Origin of the sequence: Kineosphaera limosa NBRC 100340, assembly GCF_000298215.1 — a bacterium.
GTDB lineage: Bacteria > Actinomycetota > Actinomycetes > Actinomycetales > Dermatophilaceae > Kineosphaera > Kineosphaera limosa.
The window spans coordinates 1-19752 of the sequence record NZ_BAHD01000088.1 but is presented as its reverse complement, the minus strand read 5'-3'; the positions used below and the strand labels follow the sequence as shown (position 1 = coordinate 19752).

General features: G+C 70.8%; 16 protein-coding genes and 1 pseudogene. 11 read left to right on the top strand and 6 right to left on the bottom strand.

Annotated features, from left to right (window positions below):
- Positions 1-286: 286 nt before the first annotated feature.
- Complete coding sequence (locus KILIM_RS22805) at positions 287-730, top strand: hypothetical protein (RefSeq protein WP_006594461.1); 444 nt, start codon at positions 287-289, stop codon at positions 728-730.
- A 99-nt stretch (positions 731-829) separates the two neighbouring features.
- On the opposite strand, the gene KILIM_RS19465 is transcribed toward KILIM_RS22805, so the two are convergent.
- Both KILIM_RS19465 and KILIM_RS19460 read right to left on the bottom strand, forming a co-directional pair.
- Complete coding sequence (locus KILIM_RS19465; RefSeq protein WP_006594460.1) at positions 830-4423, bottom strand: S8 family serine peptidase; 3594 nt, start codon at positions 4421-4423, stop codon at positions 830-832.
- 239 nt (positions 4424-4662) lie between these two features.
- Positions 4663-6012 (bottom strand): family 4 glycosyl hydrolase, encoded by a 1350-nt coding sequence (locus KILIM_RS19460; RefSeq protein WP_006594459.1) that lies wholly within the window; start codon positions 6010-6012, stop codon positions 4663-4665.
- Positions 6013-6086: 74 nt separating this feature from the next.
- Between KILIM_RS19460 and KILIM_RS19455 the strand changes: the two genes are divergently transcribed.
- Positions 6087-7214, top strand: coding sequence for a PfkB family carbohydrate kinase (locus KILIM_RS19455; protein WP_006594458.1), 1128 nt, complete (start codon positions 6087-6089; stop codon positions 7212-7214).
- Between the two features lie 62 nt (positions 7215-7276).
- Here KILIM_RS19455 and KILIM_RS19450 read toward each other — a convergent pair whose 3' ends face one another.
- Together KILIM_RS19450 and KILIM_RS19445 are read right to left on the bottom strand one after the other, a co-directional pair.
- Entirely contained in the window at positions 7277-7531 is a 255-nt protein-coding gene (locus tag KILIM_RS19450; protein ID WP_006594457.1) for a hypothetical protein, read from the bottom strand.
- Positions 7532-7665: 134 nt separating this feature from the next.
- The gene (locus tag KILIM_RS19445) at positions 7666-8781 is read right to left on the bottom strand and encodes an acyltransferase family protein (protein WP_006594456.1); all 1116 of its coding nucleotides are present in this window, start codon (positions 8779-8781) and stop codon (positions 7666-7668) included.
- 154 nt (positions 8782-8935) lie between these two features.
- On the opposite strand from KILIM_RS19445, the gene KILIM_RS19440 reads away from it, so the two are divergent.
- A complete protein-coding gene (locus tag KILIM_RS19440; RefSeq protein ID WP_040563904.1) occupies positions 8936-9304 on the top strand; it encodes an RNA-binding S4 domain-containing protein in 369 nt (122 codons plus the stop codon).
- Between the two features lie 26 nt (positions 9305-9330).
- Here the strand turns inward: KILIM_RS19440 and KILIM_RS19435 are convergent, their stop codons facing one another.
- On the bottom strand, positions 9331-10929 hold the full coding sequence (locus KILIM_RS19435; protein WP_006594454.1) for an ATP-dependent DNA ligase: 1599 nt from the start codon (positions 10927-10929) through the stop codon (positions 9331-9333).
- Positions 10930-11148: 219 nt separating this feature from the next.
- Between KILIM_RS19435 and urtA the strand changes: the two genes are divergently transcribed.
- From urtA to KILIM_RS19395, 8 genes are all read left to right on the top strand, one after another.
- Positions 11149-12420, top strand: coding sequence for an urea ABC transporter substrate-binding protein (urtA, locus tag KILIM_RS19430; protein WP_006594453.1), 1272 nt, complete (start codon positions 11149-11151; stop codon positions 12418-12420).
- Between the two features lie 30 nt (positions 12421-12450).
- Positions 12451-13335, top strand: coding sequence for an urea ABC transporter permease subunit UrtB (gene urtB, locus KILIM_RS19425; protein ID WP_006594452.1), 885 nt, complete (start codon positions 12451-12453; stop codon positions 13333-13335).
- Entirely contained in the window at positions 13332-14495 is a 1164-nt protein-coding gene (gene urtC, locus KILIM_RS19420) for an urea ABC transporter permease subunit UrtC (protein ID WP_006594451.1), read from the top strand. Before urtB ends, urtC begins: the two co-directional genes overlap by 4 nt.
- Positions 14492-15328 (top strand): urea ABC transporter ATP-binding protein UrtD, encoded by an 837-nt coding sequence (urtD, locus tag KILIM_RS19415; protein WP_006594450.1) that lies wholly within the window; start codon positions 14492-14494, stop codon positions 15326-15328. Before urtC ends, urtD begins: the two co-directional genes overlap by 4 nt.
- Positions 15328-16017 (top strand): urea ABC transporter ATP-binding subunit UrtE, encoded by a 690-nt coding sequence (gene urtE / locus KILIM_RS19410; protein WP_006594449.1) that lies wholly within the window; start codon positions 15328-15330, stop codon positions 16015-16017. Before urtD ends, urtE begins: the two co-directional genes overlap by 1 nt.
- Before the next feature lie 198 nt (positions 16018-16215).
- Complete coding sequence (locus KILIM_RS19405) at positions 16216-17580, top strand: trypsin-like peptidase domain-containing protein (protein WP_006594448.1); 1365 nt, start codon at positions 16216-16218, stop codon at positions 17578-17580.
- A gap of 73 nt (positions 17581-17653) precedes the next feature.
- Positions 17654-18472 carry a serine hydrolase domain-containing protein gene (locus KILIM_RS19400; protein ID WP_006594447.1) on the top strand — a complete coding sequence of 273 codons (819 nt, stop codon included), beginning with the start codon at positions 17654-17656 and terminating at the stop codon, positions 18470-18472.
- A 21-nt stretch (positions 18473-18493) separates the two neighbouring features.
- Positions 18494-19138, top strand: coding sequence for a class I SAM-dependent methyltransferase (locus KILIM_RS19395; protein ID WP_006594446.1), 645 nt, complete (start codon positions 18494-18496; stop codon positions 19136-19138).
- Between the two features lie 35 nt (positions 19139-19173).
- Here KILIM_RS19395 and KILIM_RS19390 read toward each other — a convergent pair.
- Positions 19174-19752 (bottom strand): annotated as a pseudogene (locus KILIM_RS19390) (prenyltransferase); the annotation flags it as partial.

Sequence of the window (19752 nt, the reverse complement as noted above, 5' to 3'; positions counted from 1 at the left end):
CATGGCGCCTCCCCAGGGGTGCGAAGGGAAAAAGAAGAGCGTGGGTGCCCGTACGCCGTTGGATAGCGGCCTAGATGCGAAGACACTAGGGCGCGCCGCAGATGCGGGGAAGGGGTCGGCGACCAAGCCCCCTCAGGCTGCTATCAGGAATGCGGATCGCTTACAGTCCGGCCGGGATTCGTCGGCCACCCGCAGCCTCGTCGCGCCCTGACGGGAACGAACGGCGGCACCGGCTCGTCAAGATGGCATGCGTCGGTTCGCGATGATGTGCACCACGGGAGGTCTCATGGTCGTCCTAGCCGCCTGCGGAGGTGGTACCGGGCAGACCGGCGCCGAATCCACCGGCAGCGCCACGCCCGATCAGGGCGCGGCCCCCACGGCTTCGCCGACCGCCTCGCCGACAGCGATGACCGGGCCCGCGCCCACCGACTCCTCGACCTACCTGCCCAGGCCCGAACCCGAGCTCACGCTGCCCGCAACCCGGCTGGGGACGCTCGAACGGGTCTCCGGCGTCGTCGGCGCCGGCGTCGAGCACAACTGTCGGCTGCTGACCCCCGACCGCGGCGGCAACGCGCTGCTGCTGCTCGTCGAGAACCCCCGCGTCGTGCCGGGCACCCGAGTCACCGTCGAGGGCTACCGCCAGGAGGGCGTCGCCACGACCTGCCAGCAGGGCGTTCCGTTCACGGTGCTGAAGGTCTCCGACATCTCCCCGGCCACACCCACCAACTAATCCAACCGGGCTTTCGCACGGGTCGAACCGGCAGATGCCGGCCGTCCTGACCTTTCGGGGGGCAGGACGGCCGGCATCTGTTGTGCTGGGTGCCGCGCCTTACGGCGTGCCGGTCGGGCTCGGCGGCGCCGTGGGAGTTGGCGGCGCCGTCGGAGTAGCTGTGGGCAATCCTGTCGGGCTCACCGTCGGGCTCACCGTCGGGCTCACCGTCGGGCTCACCGTCGGGCTCACCGTCGGGCTCACCGTCGGGCTCACCGTCGGGCTCACAGTCGGGCTCACAGTCGGGCTCGGCTCGGGCTCCGTCACCGGCTGTACGACGACCCGGCCGCGGCCCAACACGGCCCCGCCGGACCCGGACGACGATCCGGGGGCCAGGGCATCGACCGAGACCACTCGCAACTCCCCGACGAGGCTGCGCCCCGCCGCGGCGTCGGCCCGAACGAGCACCGTGCCGCTCATCGTCGTCGCTGCACCCTCTCCGAGGGTGGCCTGGGTCGGGCGCACGGTCAGCGCGCCCAGGGTCGGGCTGGTGAACACGTCGAGGTAGTCGTACTGCGTGCCGGCCTCGTCGACCTCGTAGGCGTCGACCTCGACGGTGTAGGTGCCGGGCTCGGGGTCGTCGAGGGTGATGCGCTCCTGCGAATCGGCCCTCCCGGAGAGACCGACGAGCTGGCCCCGTTCGTCGTACAGGTACAGGTCGAGGTCCGCGCCCAGATCGCTGGTGATGCCGATCGAGGTGGTCAGGGTCGTCGCGCCCGCCGGCACAGTGACCTCGAAACGCTGCTTCTCGCCGTGCTGAATCGTCGGGCGCTCCTGGCGGGCGGAACCCAACGGTCCGCCCTGGCCGGTGACCGTGACATCGCCGAAGTCGTTACGGACACGCCACTGCACCGCCCGGGACGTGCCGGTCGCCACGTCGGTGAGCGTCTGCTCCTGGGGCGTCACGGTGACCCCCTGCACGGCCGCGCGCAGCGAGAACGGATTGGCCAGCGTCGGTGACGACCGCTTCGCCTCCACCGTCAGCTCCCACAGACCGGGCAATGGATCGGGGTACGAGCGGGACGTCGCGTTGCAGACCTTGGGGTCGGAACGGTCGTTGGTGAAGCAGGTGCCGGCGCTCGTGGGCGCATCCATCGGCACCCCGTAGGGGCTGAACGCGAGCCACCGCACCTGAGAGCCGCCGGCCAGGCCGGACAGATCCACCTGCAACGCCTTGGCGCCCTGCGGCACCTCGACGAAGTAGCTCGTTGTGCGGGTGCGCTCCAGGGAGCCGGAGTCGTCGCGCTCGTAGGGCGTGGCGGTCAGTGGGCGCGCGACGACGAGAGCAGCTGACATCCGGGCGTCGACGAGCGGCGTTGCGGCCGCGTCGATCTCCAGAGTCGCCGAGTGCAATCCGGGCCCGCTCGGGGTCGACGTCACGGGCACCTGCACAGGCTTGCCCAGCGGCAGCGCGACCCGTGCCGGGGCGGCGAAGGTGCCGTCGTTGCCGACCCAGCGCAGCGTGTGCTCGGTGGCCGCGACGGGGCCGGAGGTGCGGGTGATCGTCACCGCATCGGTGCGCCTGACCCCGGCGGCCGCCCCTCCGTCTGCGACCGCGCAGCGGTTGTACAGGCCCGGGCCGCGGTCTGGAGTCGCCAGCAGCGACGACAACGGTGTGCACACCGGCGCGACGATCGTGTACCGCGAACTGACGTCGGGCAGGGTCCGCAGCTGCTGCCAAGCGGCGGCGACATCCATGAGTCCGCTGCCCTGCGCGACCGCCGGCACCCCGGACAACACGCGACTCGTGGAGTACAGCGACTCGCGCAGCTGCTTGGGCCGCACCGGCAGATTCTGGGCGCGCGCCGCCGAGAGCAGCAGCGCCGCCGCGCCCGTGGCCTGCGGGGCGGCCATCGAGGTGCCGTTGAACATCGCGTACCCCGGCGGCAGCGTGTAGCTGACCGGCAGCGGCGGGCCGTCGGGGCGCACCCACGCGGGCACGGTCGAAATCGCAGCCCCCGGCGCGAGCAGGTCCGGCTTGAAGCCGCCGTCTTCACGAGGGCCGCGACTGGAGTAGTTCTGCACCCACATCGGCGCCGAGACGTCGGCGCCGTAGTTCGCCTTCCAGGTGTCGCGGCTGGCGGCCGCGCCAACCGACACGACGTCCGTGGCGACCGACGGATCACCGACCGTGTTGAGACCCGGCCCGGAGTTTCCCGCCGAGACGAACAGCTGCACCCCGTAGGTGTCGATCAGCCGGTTGTACAGGCGCGCGCGCACGTTGTTGCCGTCGTTGAGCGGCGGCAACCCACCGATCGACAGGTTGACGACGTCGACCTTGCGGTTGGCGACGAGCTCGATCATCCCCTCGCTGAGGGCCACGGTGGTGCAGCCGCCGGCGAACAGGCAGGCCTTCGCCGACACGACCTTCGCCCCCGGCGCCGCGCCGTCGACCCCGCCGAACAGATTGTGACCAGCAGCGATACCGGCGACGTGCGAGCCGTGCGATTCGGCCAAACCGATGTTGACGAAGTCGGCGGCCTGGCCGGGCAGACCCGCCGGGCTCAGATCGACGTCCTTGCGGAACTCAACGACAAAGGGCACCCGCTCGGCGATCTGCGTCGCCGGCTTGTCGGTGCCGAAGTGCCCGACGTCGAACTTCTCCGCGTACGGTCGCATCGGCTGCTCGTCGGTGAAGTCGCGATTCTGGTTCAGGTCGACCCAGATGTCATTGGTCTCGTAGTCGTAGAGCACGCCCCACACGTCAGTGGTGTCACCGTCGCGGTTGACATCACCCTTGTACTCCGAGCCGGTCGTCACCGACTCGCGAAAGACACTCATGGCGAACCGGGCCCCCGGGCGGTTCGGCAGCTTCCACCGCGCGCCGCCATACGTCGCCTCCGGGCCCTGGACCTCGGTGATCATCGGCCGCCACGAACCGTCGCCCTCCAGTAGCGGGTCGGTCGCGGAAAACCAGTCGATGATCTTGCGTTCGTCGGTGGTGGTCTTCGCCAGGGCCGGGTGGTCCAGATCGACGCCGGAGTCGAGCACGCCGATCGTGACGCCGCGCCCGTCGTAAGCCGGGTTGGCGGCCTTGAACGCCACCGCGCCGATCTCGTGCGTCGGCAGGTACGGGTTGTCGGGGCCGGTCTTGGCGCTCGGGCCGGTCCACGGCCCGGAGCCCGAGGTCGCTTGCTTGCCGTCGCCTGCCTGCGGGCTCGGCGCCGCAAGGGTCTCGTCGAGGTCGAGCGCCTGCACCCCCGCCAGTTCGGCCGCGCGGTCCACCGCACCGGTCGGCAGCGACGCCCGCACGTAGCCGAGGTCGTCATGGCGGTAGCCGATCGTCGCCCCGAGGGCGCGCAGGCCCTCGGCGACGCTCGCAGTGCCCTTCGGCGCCGCGAGCGCCATGACCGTGACCTGCTTTCGGCCCGCGGCTTGCGCCTGCGCCAGCAGGGTGCGACTGTGCGGGGAGAGCCGTGAATCGCCTTCCGGCTTGGTCGGATTGGGCGACAGCGCCGCGTCCCCGGCGGGCGGCGCCGACGGGGGCGGCGGCAGCGGCGAGGGGTCGGCGGCGGTACGCGCGCCGTTCTGCGCACTGTCGACGCCGCTGGCGGCGACGCCTGCGCTGCTGACACCCGAGGCGGCCAGGCCGACGGCCAGCAGACCGGCGAGGCCGAGGCGCAGGGAGTGTGAAGTCGGCCAAGGAGTCGACACGGGGAGACCTTTCGCTGCGACGCATCCGGCCGCCCGGTCTGGGCGGCCGAGCCGATGCGCGGCGCACGACCGCCGCGATCGCGCTCAGGCTAATGCCAGTCTCCTTGCGGGAGCGTGTGATTCGTCGGGTGTTGACGCATTCCGCCGCGGCCCTGATCGGCGGGCGTCACCGCGCCGTCCCGCGGGCGTGCCGAAAGATAGTGTTCGCTTTTACACGGTCAGCCGAGCAAAAGCGAACACTATCTTTCGGCGAAGACCGCGTCGACCTCGGGAATGGCAGCGCGGTAGCCCGCGAGCAGCGCCCGGGCGGTGGCGACCGAGCCGACGAGCGGGTGCAGGGCGAAGGCAGCCACCGCCGCAGCGTCGTCGCCGGTCAGAGCCGAGTGGACCGTGAGGGCCTCGACCTCGGCGACCTGCTGCATCAGCCCCAACGGGTGCCCGCTGGGCGGGTTCGTCGGCGCCAGCGCAGTGACTCCTGCGGCGTCGGCGAGGCAGGGCACCTCGACAACGCTGTCGGCCGGGAGCCCCGGCACGCAGGTGCCGTTGCGGACCCCGAGGATCATGCGGGCCGGCTCGCCGCCGCGCAGGGCCGCCATGAGCGTCAACGCGACGCCTTCATATCCGCCGGCGTCGAGATCCGCCTGGTCGCGGGACTCGCTGACGGCGCGCGCCTCCTGCATGTAACTCGCGTCGCGCTCGGCGCGGGCCTGCCGCCACGTGGCGAGCGCCCGCCCGGGGTCGGCCTCGACGGCCGCGTAGTAGGCCTCTTGTTGCTCACGCAGGTACTCCCCGCGGGTCCGCTGCGCCCCGGCGATCCCGGCGAGCGCCTCGCGGGCGCAATAGAAGTAGTAGAGGTACTCGTTCGGCAGCGCCCCGATGGTCCGCAGCCAGTCGGGGCCGAACAGGCGCCCCTCCTCGAGGCCCAGCAGGGCGGCGTCGTCGGCGAGCAGCCGGGGCAGCAGGTCGCGCCCGTCGGCGCGCAGGCCCCGCAACCAGCCGAGGTGGTTCAAGCCGACGTAGTCGGGGGCGACCTGAGCCGGCGCCAGGCCCAGGGCTCGGGCGGCGCGGCGGGTCAGGGCAATCGGCGAATCACAGATCCCGACGACGCGGTCGCCGAGCACCGTCTGCATTGCCCGCGTGATCATGCCCGCCGGGTTGGTGAAGTTCACGACCCAGGCCTTCGGCGCGAGCCGGCGGATCCGCTCGGCGATGCGGACCGCCTCCGGCACCGTGCGCAGCCCGAAGGCGATGCCACCGGGCCCCACCGTCTCCTGCCCCAAGACCCCAAGGTCGAGGGCGACCCGCTCGTCGTGGATGCGACCCGCCAGGCCACCGACGCGGATGGCGCTGAACACCAGGTCGGTGCCGGTCAGCGCCTCGTCAAGATCGGTGACGACGTGCACCCGCGGCGCGCGCTGGGCCTCCTCGGCCTCCCGCGCCTGGGCGCGTAGCACCTGCCCGCTGACGGCCAGGCGCGCTCCATCGGTGTCGTAGAGAACGACGTCGGTGACCGGAGATCGCGCATCGAGCAACGCGCCGTAGACCAGCGGCACCCGAAAGCCGCCCCCGCCGAGGATCGTCAACCGCATGCCGCCATCATCCCGGTTCGTCAGAATCGAAGGAGGGTACGGGGCATACGCAGGGCGAAGACGAAGGAGTCGTAATGACGGAGACCGACGGCGCGCGGTTCGATCCGCTGGCGGCGCTGCGCGACGAGACAGACGACGCAGCTCCGGAGTTCGACGTCTTTCTGCACGGGATGGTGTTTCTCGACATCATCTTCACCGGCCTGCCGCAGATGCCGCGGCAGGGGCAGGAGGTGTGGGCCCAAGGCATGGGTTCATGCCCCGGCGGCATCGCCAACCTGGCCGTGGCGGCCGCGCGACTGGGCCTGCGCACGAGCCTGGGGGCGGCCTTCGGTGACGACGACTACGGTGAGTTCTGTTGGCGCACACTGGCGGAGCAGGAGCACGTGGACCTGCGGGCGAGCCGTCGGTATCCGGACTGGCATTCGCCGGTGACCGTCTCGATGGCCGTCGAGGGCGACCGAAACATGGTGACGCACGGCCATCGCGAGCCGCAGTCCGCGACCGAGTTGATCGGCCGTCCCCCGCGCAGCCGCGCCGTACTGCTCGACCTGGACCCCGCCCAGCCGATCGGCGGTGGCGACGAGCCGACCTGGGCCGACTTCGCCCGGCAGGAGGGGGCGCTGCTCTTCGCCGACATCGGTTGGGACGCTTCCGGGGCCTGGGACCGCGGTGTGCTGCGGCAGCTGGAGCACTGCCATGCCTTCTTGCCCAATGCGGACGAGGCCATGGCCTACACCGGCACCCGCACGGCCCGCGAGGCGATGTGGCAGCTCGCGGATCTGGTGCCGCTGGCGGTCGTGACCCAAGGTCCGGACGGGGCGATCGCGTATGACAGCAGCACGGGTGAGGAGGCCGCGGTGCCGGCCCTGCGGGTCACCGCGATCGACGCGACCGGGGCCGGCGACGTGTTCGCGGCCGCGATGACGTTGGGCACGCTCGCCGGCTGGCCGCTGGCCCAGCGACTCGCTTTCGCGGCACTGTGCTCGTCGCTGGCGGTGCAGCAGGTCGGCGGCTCGCTGGCAGCCCCCGGCTGGGGCGACATCGCCGACTGGTGGGCGCGCACCCGCTCGTGCCCCGACACGGGGGCCTACCACCGCTCGATGCGGCGGCGGTACGCCTTTCTCGACGACTTCGTGCCCGCGGCCCACGACGGGGCGGTGCGGCGCGCTGCGGCGACGATCGCGCGCCTCTCCGATGCCTGATCCTGCTTGAGCCCGCCTCAGCCCTGGCGAGCCCTGGGATCCCTGGTGCCGGTCGCGGGCGGCTACTCGGCCAGCACGCGCGCGACGATGATCGCACCGGCCCCCGTGACGAGGCCCCCGACGAGCAGCACGAGGGCCGACCACGTGGCGATGAGCAGCAGCCGCGACAGCGGCTGGGGGCGGGTGCGCGAGCGGGCATCTTGCCCGCGGCGGTAGGTCCGCACGGCGGAGACCAGCACGCTGAGCGCCACCCCGAGCAGGACGAGACCGATGACGATCAGCAACGCTGGAACGATGAGAATGAGCCCCTGGGGCATCCGGTCTCCTTCCGAGCTGCGTCGCCCACGAAGGCTATCGAGCAGCCTGTGGCCACCCGCCAACCCCCCTGTTCGGATTGTCGACAATCATGAGTCGTCGGCTGGGTGATCCTCGCCGCAGCGGGCTTGCCTGCTCAGGGCCGGCGCGGGCGCAGCCAGGCGGGCGGTGCCATCCCCTTGCGGGCCAGGGCGGGCCTCTCGACGAAATGCCAGGAGAGCAGCGCCGCGCAGGCGGCCAACACGAGCGCCAGCAGTGTGTAGCCCACCTGCGTCAGGGCGGTGCCGCCGGCCAGCACGAGCAGGGTGGCGATAGGCCAGTGATAGATGTACACGCCATACGAAAGGTCCACGCGGCAGCGGTACCGCAGCCCCGGGGTCGCCACCATCGCGACCAGGCACAGGTAGGCCAAGGCGATGCCGCCGCCGACCGCGCGATACTCCGGGCCGACGAGCAGGGAGAGCGCCAGGCCCGCGCCGGCGAGTAGCCACCAGCGGCGGTGCACGCTGATGCGGTCGGCGTAGAGCAGACCCAGGGTTCCGAGGCCGAACATGAGGAAGAACCGCCAGAAGAACGCGCCGACCTCGGGCACGAGGCCGGACGCCTGGCCGGTGACCATCGCGGCGCTCAGCAGCACGCCCACAGCGACCACCCAGGGGCGGCGACGCAGGATCCCGAGCACCCCCAAGACCGCGACGCCGGCATAGCAGACGGCTTCGTAGAACAGGGTCCACAGGGCGCCGTTGACGACGAGCGGCACGCTGGTCTGCGTCGGCAGGTCGGCAACTCCGAAGTCGACCATGAAGAGGCCTGCATTCTGCGCGACATAGCCCCAGGCCTGCGGGAAGACTGACAGCGGGGGGCGTCCCTCGAGGGCCGCGATGAGCGGGGCCACGACACCGGCCGTGACGAGCAGGCACACCCAGAAGCCCGGCATGATCCGCAGCGCGCGGTGCCAGGCGTATCGACCCAGGCCGTTCAACTGCAGGTAACTGCGGGCGACCAGGAAGCCCGAGAGCACGAAGAAGCCGTCGACCGCCAGGCCCGCGATCTCGTTGCCGCCGATGGCGGGCTGGTGACCGTAGGCGATGGCGGAGGCGTGGGCGATGGCCACCGTGGCGGCGAGGACGAGCCGCAGCACATCGAGGCTGTTGGCGTGCGGGTCGAAGGCCTGTGCGAGCGTGCGCCGCGAATCTTGTTGGGCCGCAAGAAGCTCGCCGCGCGGCGCGCGCGCAGTCGTCGTTACCACCATGGATGCCCCCCAGAACCTGACCGGTGCCTGGCCGCCCTCTCGACAGGCCAATCTGCCACTCCGTCAGGGTTCAAACCTAACGTTGGGTCAGGTTTAGGTCAAAGTGCACACGCGCCTGGGGATCTGTCGCGCCGCGGTCACCTACGCTTTCCGGATGGCCGAGAGTGTGCGGGTCGACGCGTGGCTGTGGGCGGTGCGCGTCTTCAAGAGCCGATCGCTGGCGACCGCGGCGTGCAAGGCCGGCCACGTGCAACTCGACGGAGCTCGAGCCAAGCCCTCGTCGCTCGTGCGGGCCGGCACCCGGGTGGTCGTGCGCGGCGGCCCCCGCGAACGGATCCTCGTCGTGCGCCAGACCCTCGCCAAGCGGGTCGGCGCCCCGCTGGCGGCCGAGGCGATGTTCGACGAGTCCCCGCCGCCGCCCCCCAGAGCCGAGCGTCCCGCTCCGGTCGCCCTGCGCGAACGCGGCGCCGGCCGCCCCACCAAACGCGAGCGCCGCGACCTCGACCGCCTCCGCGGCCGCTGATCCTTCCTCAGCCCGAGAGAACGCCGCTATTGGGCTAGGGAACGGACGGTGGTGAGGGCGTCGGCCTGGTCCGCCTGCTTGTCGTCCCGGTAGCGCAGCACGCGGGCGAAGCGCAGGGCGAGGCCGCCGGGGTAGCGAGAGGAGCGTTGCAATCCGTCGAAGGCGATCTCGACGACCTGCTCGGGGCGCACGTGCACGATGTGCCCGTCGCGCCCGGTCTCCAGGGCCAAGAAGCGCTCGGTCTGCCAGGCGAGCATCTCGTCGGTCATGCCCTTGAACGTCTTGCCGAGCATCGTGAAGCCGGTGGGGGAATCGGGGTCGGCGGCGCCGAGGTGAATGTTCGACAATGTGCCGCGGCGCCGGCCGCTGCCCCATTCCACGGCGAGCACCACGAGGTCGAGGGTGTGCCGCGGCTTGACCTTGACCCATCCGGCGCCGCGCCGCCCCGCGGCGTACGGGGCCTGCAGGCTCTTGACGACGACCCCCTCGTGCCCGGCGGCCACCTGCTCGGCGAAGAAGGCCGCGCCCTGCTGCGGGTCCGCGGTGACCATTCGTGGGATGAGGCTGCCGGGCGGCAGCAGCCCGGCGAGCGCCTCGATGCGGGCGGCGGCGGGCTCGTCGAGCAGGTCGGCGCCGTCGAGGTGGAGCAGGTCGAAGAGGTAGGTCGTGACCGGCACCTTGGCGGCCAGCTCGGCGGGGTCCCCGCGGGAGGCGGTGCGGGCGCCGGTGACCTGGAACGGCTCGGGTCGGCCGTCGGGCCGTAGCGCGATCGCCTCCGCGTCGGCGACGAGGGTGCGCGCCGGCAGGGTCGAGACGAGGTGCACGACCTCGGGCAGGCGGGCGGTGATCTCCTCCAGCGAGCGGGTGTAGAGCCGAACCTCGGTTCCGGACTTGTGTACCTGGAGGCGGATGCCGTCGAGTTTGCGTTCGAGGGCCACCGGCTGCCCGGCACCGACCTGAGCCATGGCGGCGGGCACGTCGGGCGCGGAGCCCGCGAGCATCGGGCGCAGCGGCCGGCCGACAGCCAGCCCGATCGCCGCGAGCCCGGCGGCCCCATCGGCGAGCGCGACGCCGACGACCTCGCTGGGGTTGCCGGCGAGCATCACGGCCCGGCGCACCACCGCCTCCGGCAGCTGCGCGGCCTTGGCGATGGCCGCCAGCAGCACTCCGTCGAGAGCGCCCTGGCGCACCTGCCCGGTGAGCAGGTCTGCGAGGTAACGCTGTTCGTCGGCGTTCAGCGCGGCGAAGAGCTCGGTGACGGCTGCGGTGCGGCGGGCCGCGGAGCCCGGGCCGCGCAGCGCAGCGATCGCGGTGAGCGCCCCGTCGATCTCGCGGACCGTGCGCACGGAGGCCGTGGCGGGCGGCGGTAGGGAGGTCAGCGAGCGCCAGCCGATGCCGGTGCGCCGCTGCGGCAGCTCCCCCGACAAGTAGGAGGCGACGAGCCGCGCGTCGTCCGGGTGCGCAGCGTCGGTGGGCGCGACGTGGGTGGGCGCGACGTCGGTGGAGCCAGCATCGTCGAGGCCCGCGGCCTCGCGCAGAGCTGCGGCGACGAGTTCGCTCTTTCGGGTGCGCGACCGGGTCTGGCCGACCTCCCGCGACACCTGCACCACTCGCTCGAACTTCATCGCGCCATTGTCACCGGTCAGGGACCGCGACGAGGCGGCCGACGAAACAGAACGGACATCTTCGCTGCGCAGCGACGTAACAACCGGTTCTTACGGTTGCTGATCAGCACGGCGACGGCGCCGGCTCACCACCCAGCCGAGCACGCGGACACCCAAGTGACCGCGTCGCTCACGCCGTCGCCCTACGGGTCGCGGCTCCAGCGAACGAGAGGACCTTCGATGGCCCCCAAGCACACCACCCGTCTGGCTCACGCCCTTGCCCTCGTCCTGCCGGTGGCCGCGTTGGCCGCCTGCGGCGGCGCGAAGGTCGGGGAGGCGGGCGCAGCGGCGGCCGGCACCGGCACGGCCTCCTCCTGCGTGGACACCACCGGAGACACGATCAAGATCGGCCTGCTGAACTCCCGCTCCGGCACGATGGCGATCTCCGAGAACACGGTCTACGACTCGCTGTCGATGGCCGCCGACGAGATCAACGCGGCGGGCGGGGTGCTCGGCAAGAAGCTGCAGGTCGTCTCCGAGGACGGCGCCAGCGAGCCCACGGTGTTCGCCGAGAAGGCGGGCAAGCTCATCAAGAGCGACTGTGTGGCGGCCGTCTTCGGGGGTTGGACGTCGGCCAGCCGCAAGGCGATGCTGCCGGTCTTCGAGGCCAACAACTCGTTGCTGTTCTACCCCGTGCAGTACGAAGGCCTGGAGGCCAGCAAGAACATCTTCTACACGGGCGCCACGACCAATCAGCAGATCATTCCGGCCCTGGATTACCTCAAGGAGCAGGGCAAGACGTCGCTGTTCCTCGTCGGCTCGGACTACGTCTTCCCGCGGACCGCGAACAAGATCATCAAGGCCTATGCGGAGGCGAACGGCATGGAGATCAAGGGCGAGGAGTACACCCCGCTGGGTTCGACCGACTTCGCGACGATCGTCAACAAGGTGCGCAGCGCCGGCGCCGACGCCGTCTTCAACACCCTCAACGGCGACTCGAATGTGGCCTTCTTCAAGGAGTACACGAACGCGGGCCTCAAGGCCGAGTCGATGCCGGTGCTCTCGGTGAGCATCGCGGAGGAAGAGGTGTCCGGCATCGGGGCGGCGAATGTCGCCGGGCAGCTCACGGCGTGGAACTACTACGAGACCACCGATAACCCGCAGAACAAGACGTTCGTCGCCGACTTCAAGAAGCGCTACGGCGCCGGACGGGTGACGTCGGACCCGATGGAGGCGGCGTACACCTCGATGTACCTGTGGAAGGGCATGGTCGAGAAGGCCAACTCCTTCGACGTCCCCGCGATCCAGGCTGCCGCCAACGGCGTCAGCTTCGACGCGCCCGAGGGCAAGGTCACGGTCGACGGCGAGAACCACCACGTCTCCAAGACCGCGCGCATCGGCAAGATCCAGCCCAACGGCCTCATCGACCAGATCTGGAGCTCCGACGGCCCGATCCAGCCCGACCCGTTCTTGAAGTCCTACGCCTGGGCGCAGGGCATCGCGAACAGCTGACTTGCGGCCACCCACGAAGCGAACGTCGTCATGGACATCTTCATCGGCCAAGTCTTTGCAGGCTTATCGCAGGGATCGATCCTGCTTCTCATCGCCCTCGGGCTGGCCCTGACCTTCGGTCAGATGGGCGTCATCAACATGGCCCACGGCGAGTTCATCATGGCGGGGGCTTACACGGCCTACGTCATGAGCCTCATCGTCGGTAATAGCGGCCTGTCGTTACTCATCGCGCTGCCGTTGGGCTTTCTCGTCGGTGGCCTGCTCGGGGTGCTGCTGGAACAGAGCATCATCTCGCGAATGTACGAGCGGCCCCTGGACACCTTGCTGGTCACTTTCGGGGTCTCGCTGATCCTGCAACAACTGGCCCGCGACATCTTCGGCGCCCCGAGTGTCGACGTGCCGGCCCCGGCGTGGCTTTCCGGCAGCGTCTCGCTGTTCGGCATCGACGTCGCCGCGTCCCGGGTGTTCATTCTCGGGTTGAGCCTCGCCTGTGTCGCCGCCCTGGCCGCGGCCATGAAGTACACCGCGTTGGGCCGGCGCATCCGCGCTGTCGTACAGAACCGGGACCTCGCCGAATCGGTGGGCATCAGCACGCGCATGAGCGACCGGCTGACGTTCTTCATCGGCTCCGGCCTGGCGGGTGTCGCCGGGGTGGCCCTCACGTTGCTCGGCTCAACCGGGCCGACGCTGGGCACCGGCTACCTCATCGACGCCTTCCTCGTGGTCGTCGTCGGCGGCATCGGGCAGATCCGCGGGGCCGTCATCGCGGCCTTCGCGCTCGGCCTCATGCAGTCGTTCGCGCAGTGGGGCACGGGAGCCTCGATGGCCAAGGTGCTCGTGTTCGTCGCCATCGTCGTGTTCCTGCAGGTGCGCCCGCAGGGCATCGTCCACGTCCGCACAAGGAGCCTGGCATGAGTTACCTACGTCGCATCCCGACCGCCTGGATCGTCATCGCGGTCTTGGCGATCCTGCTGTACGCGGTCGCCCCGGCGCTGCTCAGCGGCTTCCGGCTCTCGCTGCTCGGCAAGTACCTCTGCTACGCGATCGTCGCGGTCGGCATCGGCCTGGCCTGGGGCCGCGGCGGGATGCTGGTGCTCGGCCAAGGCGTCTTCTTCGGCCTGGGCGGCTACCTCATGGCGATGCACCTCAAGCTCGCCGACGCCGGCCCCGGTGGCGTGCCCGACTTCATGAGCCTCTACGGTTCCGGCGCCGTGCCCACGTGGTGGGAGCCGTTCCGCGATCCCCTGGTCACGGTGCTCGCGATCCTCGTACTGCCCGCGGCCCTCGCGGTGCTGCTCGGTCTGGCGATCTTCCGGCGCCGGGTCCGCGGGGCGTACTTCGCGATCCTGAGTCAGGCCCTGGCGGCGGCGTTCGCCATCCTGCTCATCGGGCAGCAAGCGAGCACCGGCGGCACCAACGGCCTCGTCGGGTTCCGCTCGTTCTTCGGCTACGACCTGTCCGACCCGGTCAACCAGCGCATGGTCTACCTGTTCACGGTCACCGCGCTGCTGCTCTTGCTGCTGGCCTGCTGGCAGCTGTACCGGAGCCGGTACGGCGAGTTGCTCGTCGCGGTGCGCGACTCCGAAGAGCGGGTTCGCTTTCTGGGGTACAACCCGGCCAACGTCAAGCTCGTCGCCTACGCCCTCGCGGCGTTCATGGCCGGGATCGGCGGCGCCCTGTTCGTGCCGGTCGTCGGCATGATCTCCCCGGCCGACGTCGGCATCGTCCCCTCGATCGCATTCCTGACCGGGGTCGCGATCGGTGGTCGCGCGACGCTCTTCGGCCCGGCCATCGGGGCCGTCGCCGTGGCCGCCGCGCAGACCCGGCTCTCGGAGCAGTTCCCCGGCTTCTGGATCTACTTCCAGGGCCTGCTGTTCGTCGTCGTCATCGCGTTCCTGCCGCAGGGCTTCGCGACGATCGGGCAGGTGTGGCGACGCCGCCGCGGGCAGCAGGTCTCGGCGGCCGCCGTGGCCGGGGAGCCCGCCTCACTCGGCGTCGATCCAGCCGAGAACACCCCCTCCCGAAGCGGCACACCCGGCAGCGACACACACGAGTTGGAAGGAGCCGCGCGATGATCGTGCGACCCGATTACCTGGAGATTCGCGGCCTCACCGTCACGTTCGACGGCTTCGTCGCCGTCGACCACGTCGACCTCACGGTCTTTCAGCAGGACCTGCGCTTTCTCATCGGACCCAACGGAGCCGGCAAGACGACGATCATCGACGCCCTGACCGGCCTCGTGCCGGCCACCGGCTACGCCCGCTACGGCGCGACGGACCTGCTGGGCCGCAAGCCGCACCAGATCGCCCGCCTCGGCATCGGCCGCACGTTTCAGACCGCGAGCGTGTTCACCGAGTTGACCGTGCTGCAGAACCTCGACATCGCCGCCGGCGCGGGCCGCTCGCCGCTGAGCCTGCTGCGGGCCCGCCGCGGCGTTCCCCCGCAGGTGGCGGAGGCACTGGAGACGATCGGTCTGTCCCGCGCGAGCGGACAGCTGGCGGGGTCGCTCTCCCACGGGCAGAAGCAGTGGCTGGAGATCGGGATGCTGCTCGTGCAGAACGCCAAGGTCATGCTGCTCGACGAGCCGGTCGCGGGCATGAGCGCCGACGAGCGGGAGCAGACGGGGGCGCTGCTCAAGAGCATCGCGACCGACCGCACGGTGATCATCGTCGAGCACGACATGGACTTCCTGCGCGCCTGGGCCGACTCGGTCACGGTGTTGCACGGCGGCAAGGTGCTCAGCGAGGGCAGCGTCGCCGACGTGCAGGCCGATCCCAAGGTGCAGGAGGTGTACCTGGGCAGCGGGCACACAGCCCAGGTTCCGGCGCAGGCCGCCGAGCCCGTCGCACACGATGCCGGTCCGTCGACCGGCGAGCAGCACGTACTCGTCACAGAGGGGATCCGCTGATGTTGTCGCTCCAGAACATCCACGTCGGCTACGACCGGGCCGACGTGCTGAACGGCGTCACGCTCGAGGTGCCCGCCGGGCAGATCGTGGCGGTCATGGGCCACAACGGGGCGGGTAAGACGACGCTGGCCAAGACCGCCGTCGGACTGTTGACGCCGCGCACGGGACGGGTGCTGCTCGACGGCGAGGACGTGACCAAGCTGCGCCCGCACCAGCGGGTCAAGCGCGGCATCTCCTACGTGCCGCAGGGACAGCTGTCGTTCCCGCAACTGACGACCGCGGAGAATCTGCAGGTCGTCGCGGACGGGGTGCGCGGCGGCGGGGAGATGGTCGCGCTGATGTACGAGCGCTTTCCGGTGCTGCGCGAGTTCGCCGGCCGCAAGGCGGGCCTGCTCTCCGGAGGTCAGCGTCAGCAGTTGGCGATCGCCCGCGCGCTCATCACCGGGCCGCGGTTGCTCATCCTCGACGAGCCGACCGAGGGCATCCAGCCTTCGATCGTCGCGGAGATCGAAAGGCACATTGTCTCGCTGGCCGCCGACGGACTGACCGTGCTGCTCGTCGAGCAGCACGTGGGCTTCGCTCTCACCGCCAGCTCGCAGTATGCGGTGATGGCCTCGGGTCGCATCACCTCCCACGGCGAGGGCGGCGCCGCAGCGACGGACGCCGTGCGTGCGGCGATGACGATCTGACCACCTGGTCGGCGCAGGCGCACGGCGAAATAGGCGACTTGTGACGTTTGCCGAAGGGGCCCCGTCACGATTGGGTACCGCTCGCACGGGCGGCCTTTCCGGGCCGAATCGGCCACCCATATAGGGGTGTTCATTCGAGCGGCCGCGTGCTCGCCAGTCACGTCGGGTAGGGAGCCGCCACTGCCAGGAGCCTCAGCCATGCCCTTCCCCGCGCGCCCCCCTCTTTCGGCCGACACCACATCCCTTCGCACCCCCTCCGGCCGTCGCCGAGCCCGGCGATTCGGCGTCGCGGCCGCCGCGCTCGTCGTCGCACTCGCCGGCTGCACGCCGCCGTTCGTCAGCAGCGGCGCCGCCGGCAGTCCGACGCCCACTCCGACGGAAACCCAGGTCGGCACCTCGACGCCGCCCCCGAGTGAGACCCCGACGGTCGTCGCGCCCCCGACCGTGACCGTGACCGCTCAAGCGAAAGCACCGACATCCGAACCCACGAGGAGCAGCGAACCCACGACCGCGGCCCCGACGCCGGCCGGCTGGGAAGGGGTGCTGGCCGACGTCCGGCCGCAATTGGTGCGGATCGCGACGGCCGGATGCGGTGGGCCGACTGGCATGGGTAGTGGCTTCGTCGTCGGCCCCGATCTCATCGTGACCGCCGCCCACGTCATCGACGAGGCCGTGCAGGTCAACGGCATACTCGACGACGGACCGGTGGTACCACTGTCGGTCGTGGGAGCGGACAGTACGCGGGACGTGGCCTTGCTGCGCAGCGCCGAGCCGCTCAAACAGGATGGCCTGCAGCTTGCCGACGCGCACCCGAGTTCCGGCACCGAATTGGCCATCATCGGCTACCCCTTGAGCACCTACAACCTGCACATCTCCACTGGCATCGTCAGCGGCCTCGGCGAACCTGTGACGTACCCGGACGGCCAGGTCGTGTCGCCGGTCTTCCAGACTGACGCAGCGACAAATGGCGGCAACAGTGGCGGCCCGGTCGTCGACCGCAGCGGCACCGTGATCGGGCTGGTCAGCGGCAGCCAGGTGTGGAGTACCAGGGCCGACGACCGCGTGCCCGTGCAGGGCATCAACTTCATCGTGCCCAGCTCGGCCTTCGGCCCCCTGCTCCAACAGTGGCGCACCCAGCCGACGCCACCTGCCCCCACGTGCCCCGGCGACGCGGACATCGACGAATCCAGCGAACTCAACGTCACGTTCGTTACGGAGGAGCCGATCGCGCGCGAATTGGGGCTCATCCTCTTCACCCACGGCGCGGCCATCAACGTCGGCCAATACTCCACGGCCTTCGACTTCTTCACCCCCGCGGCCCAACAGCGCCTCGGCGGACTCGCGACCTGGTCCGCGGGCCTGAGGGAGTCGTACTGGGTCGACCTGACGATCGGCGAGGCGTTCGACTACAAAGCGGCGACGGTTGAAGCGACCCTACGAACCCTCGACGTCGGGACCGAGAGAGTGTGCAAGGTCTGGTCGTTGGACTACGAATTCGAGTGGATCGACGGCAAGTGGCTCATCGATGACGTGAGGCGCCGCGCCCCCGAGGCCGGCTGCTGAACCGGCTGCGGGTCGCGCAGCTCGCTGGTCGGGTAGCTCGAATGTCGAACGGCCGACGTGGGAGACTGCGCGCGTGGCTCTGGATCTGAAGGCGGAAGTGTCGAGTTGGCCGGTCGAGAAGGCGTCGGTCGCCATCGTCGACGCCGACGGCATCGTCGACATGTACGACGACGGCACGCACCACCGGTGGGCGTCGGTGTCGAAGGTGGCGATGGCGCTGACGATTCTCGACGGCTGCGCGGAGGGCGTCATCTCGCTCGAGGACGAGGTCGGGCCGCCCGGGTCGACGCTGGCGCACCTGCTCGCGCACGCCTCGGGCATCGCGCCGGACTCCGACGAGATCGCCGGTCAGGTCGGCAGCCGCCGCATCTACTCCAACCGGGGTATCGAGATCGCCGCAGACCACCTGGAGCAGGCGACCGGGCAGCCGTTCGATCAGGAGCTCTCCGACCGGGTGCTCGATCTGCTCGACATGAACGACACGGTGCTCGACGGCTCCCCCGCGCACGGCGTCGTGGGACCGATCGGCGACCTGGCGGTACTGGCCCACGAGTTGCTCAAGCCCAAGCTGCTGCTGCCGCAGGTCGTCGAGCTGGCCTCGACCCTGGCCTTCCCGGGGCTGCACGGGGTGCTGCCCGGCTACGGCCGGCAGAAGAACAACGACTGGGGGCTGGGGTGCGAAATCCGCGACCACAAGTCCCCGCACTGGAGCGCGCCGGAGAACTCCCCGGAGACGTTCGGTCACTTCGGGCAGACCGGCAGCTTTCTGTGGGTCGACCGCGCCGCCGGCCTGGCCTGCGCCAGCCTCAGCAACCGGCAGTTCGGGCAGTGGGCCATCGAGGCGTGGCCGCCGCTGTCGAGCAAGGTGCTCGCCGAATACGCCATCCGCTAGCCGACCGACCCGACCCGACCGATGGACCCGATGCTGCTGCAGCGCGCTCTCGACGCGCGCGGCTTCATGCCCCCCGACGAGGGCCTGGCCCTGTACGCGGAGGCCGTGGCTCGGCTGGCCGACGGTCCGGGCCTGGAGGTCGGCACGTGGTGCGGCAAGTCCGCGATCTACCTCGGCGCGGCGGCCCGCGCGACCGGATCCACGGTCTTCACCCTCGACCACCACCGCGGCAGCGAAGAGAACCAGCCCGGCTGGGAGTACCACGACCCCACCCTCGTCGACGATCGCGTCGGCCGCATCGACACGCTGCCGTTCTTCCGAGCCGCGATCACCGACGCCGGTCTGGAGGAGGAGGTCGTGGCGATCGTCGGGCGCTCCCCTACGGTCGCGCGGCACTGGCGCAGCCCCCTGGCGCTGCTGTTCATCGACGGCGGGCACACCGACGAGCACGTGAGCGCCGACTACGCGGGCTTCGGCCCGTGGGTACAGCCGGGCGGCAGCCTGGTGTTCCACGACATCTTCGAGCACCCCGCCGACGGCGGGCAGGCGCCGTGGCGCTGCTACCGGCGGGCGCTGGGCTCCGGGCTGTGGGAGGAGACGGATCACCTCGGGTCGCTGCGCGTGCTGCGCCGCACCGACGACGGCACTACGCCCCGCGCCCTGTAACTGCCAGACCTGGCGAAGGGCGTGCCGCCGGCGAACTAGCCCAATGCGGCGAAAACGGCGGCGGAGGCGGAGGTCGGATCGAGCGCGTCGACGGCGAGGATGACGGCGGCCGACGTCCAGCTGGAGCGCTCGATGGGCCAGAACTCGTCGTCGGGGTAGACGTAGCCGCTGTGATACGCGCCGGTCGCGTCGCGCAGGTGCTGCATGTCGGCGATCAGCTGGATGGCGCGCCGTCGGTCGCCGAGCCGCAGCAACGCCAGGGCCAGTTCGCAGGTCTCCGCGCCGGTGACCCACGGGTGGTCGTCGACGCAGCGGATGCCCAGGCCCGGCACGACGAAGTCGTCCCAGCGGCGCGCCAGCCGCGCGCGCCCGGCGGCGGCGGTCAACGCGCCGCCGAGCACCGGGTAGTACCAGTCCATCGAGTAGCGGGCCTTGTCGAGAAACCGCTCCGAAGCGTCGTCGGCGGCGCAGTGGAGACCGATGGCCTGGGCGAGGGTGTCGGCGGCCAGCTCCCAGTCGGGGCGGGTCAGGCCGAGCGCCTCGGCGAGCCGGGCGCCGCAGCGCAGCGCGTGGTGGATCGACGCGCTGCCGGCCAGCAGGGCCTGCCCGCACGG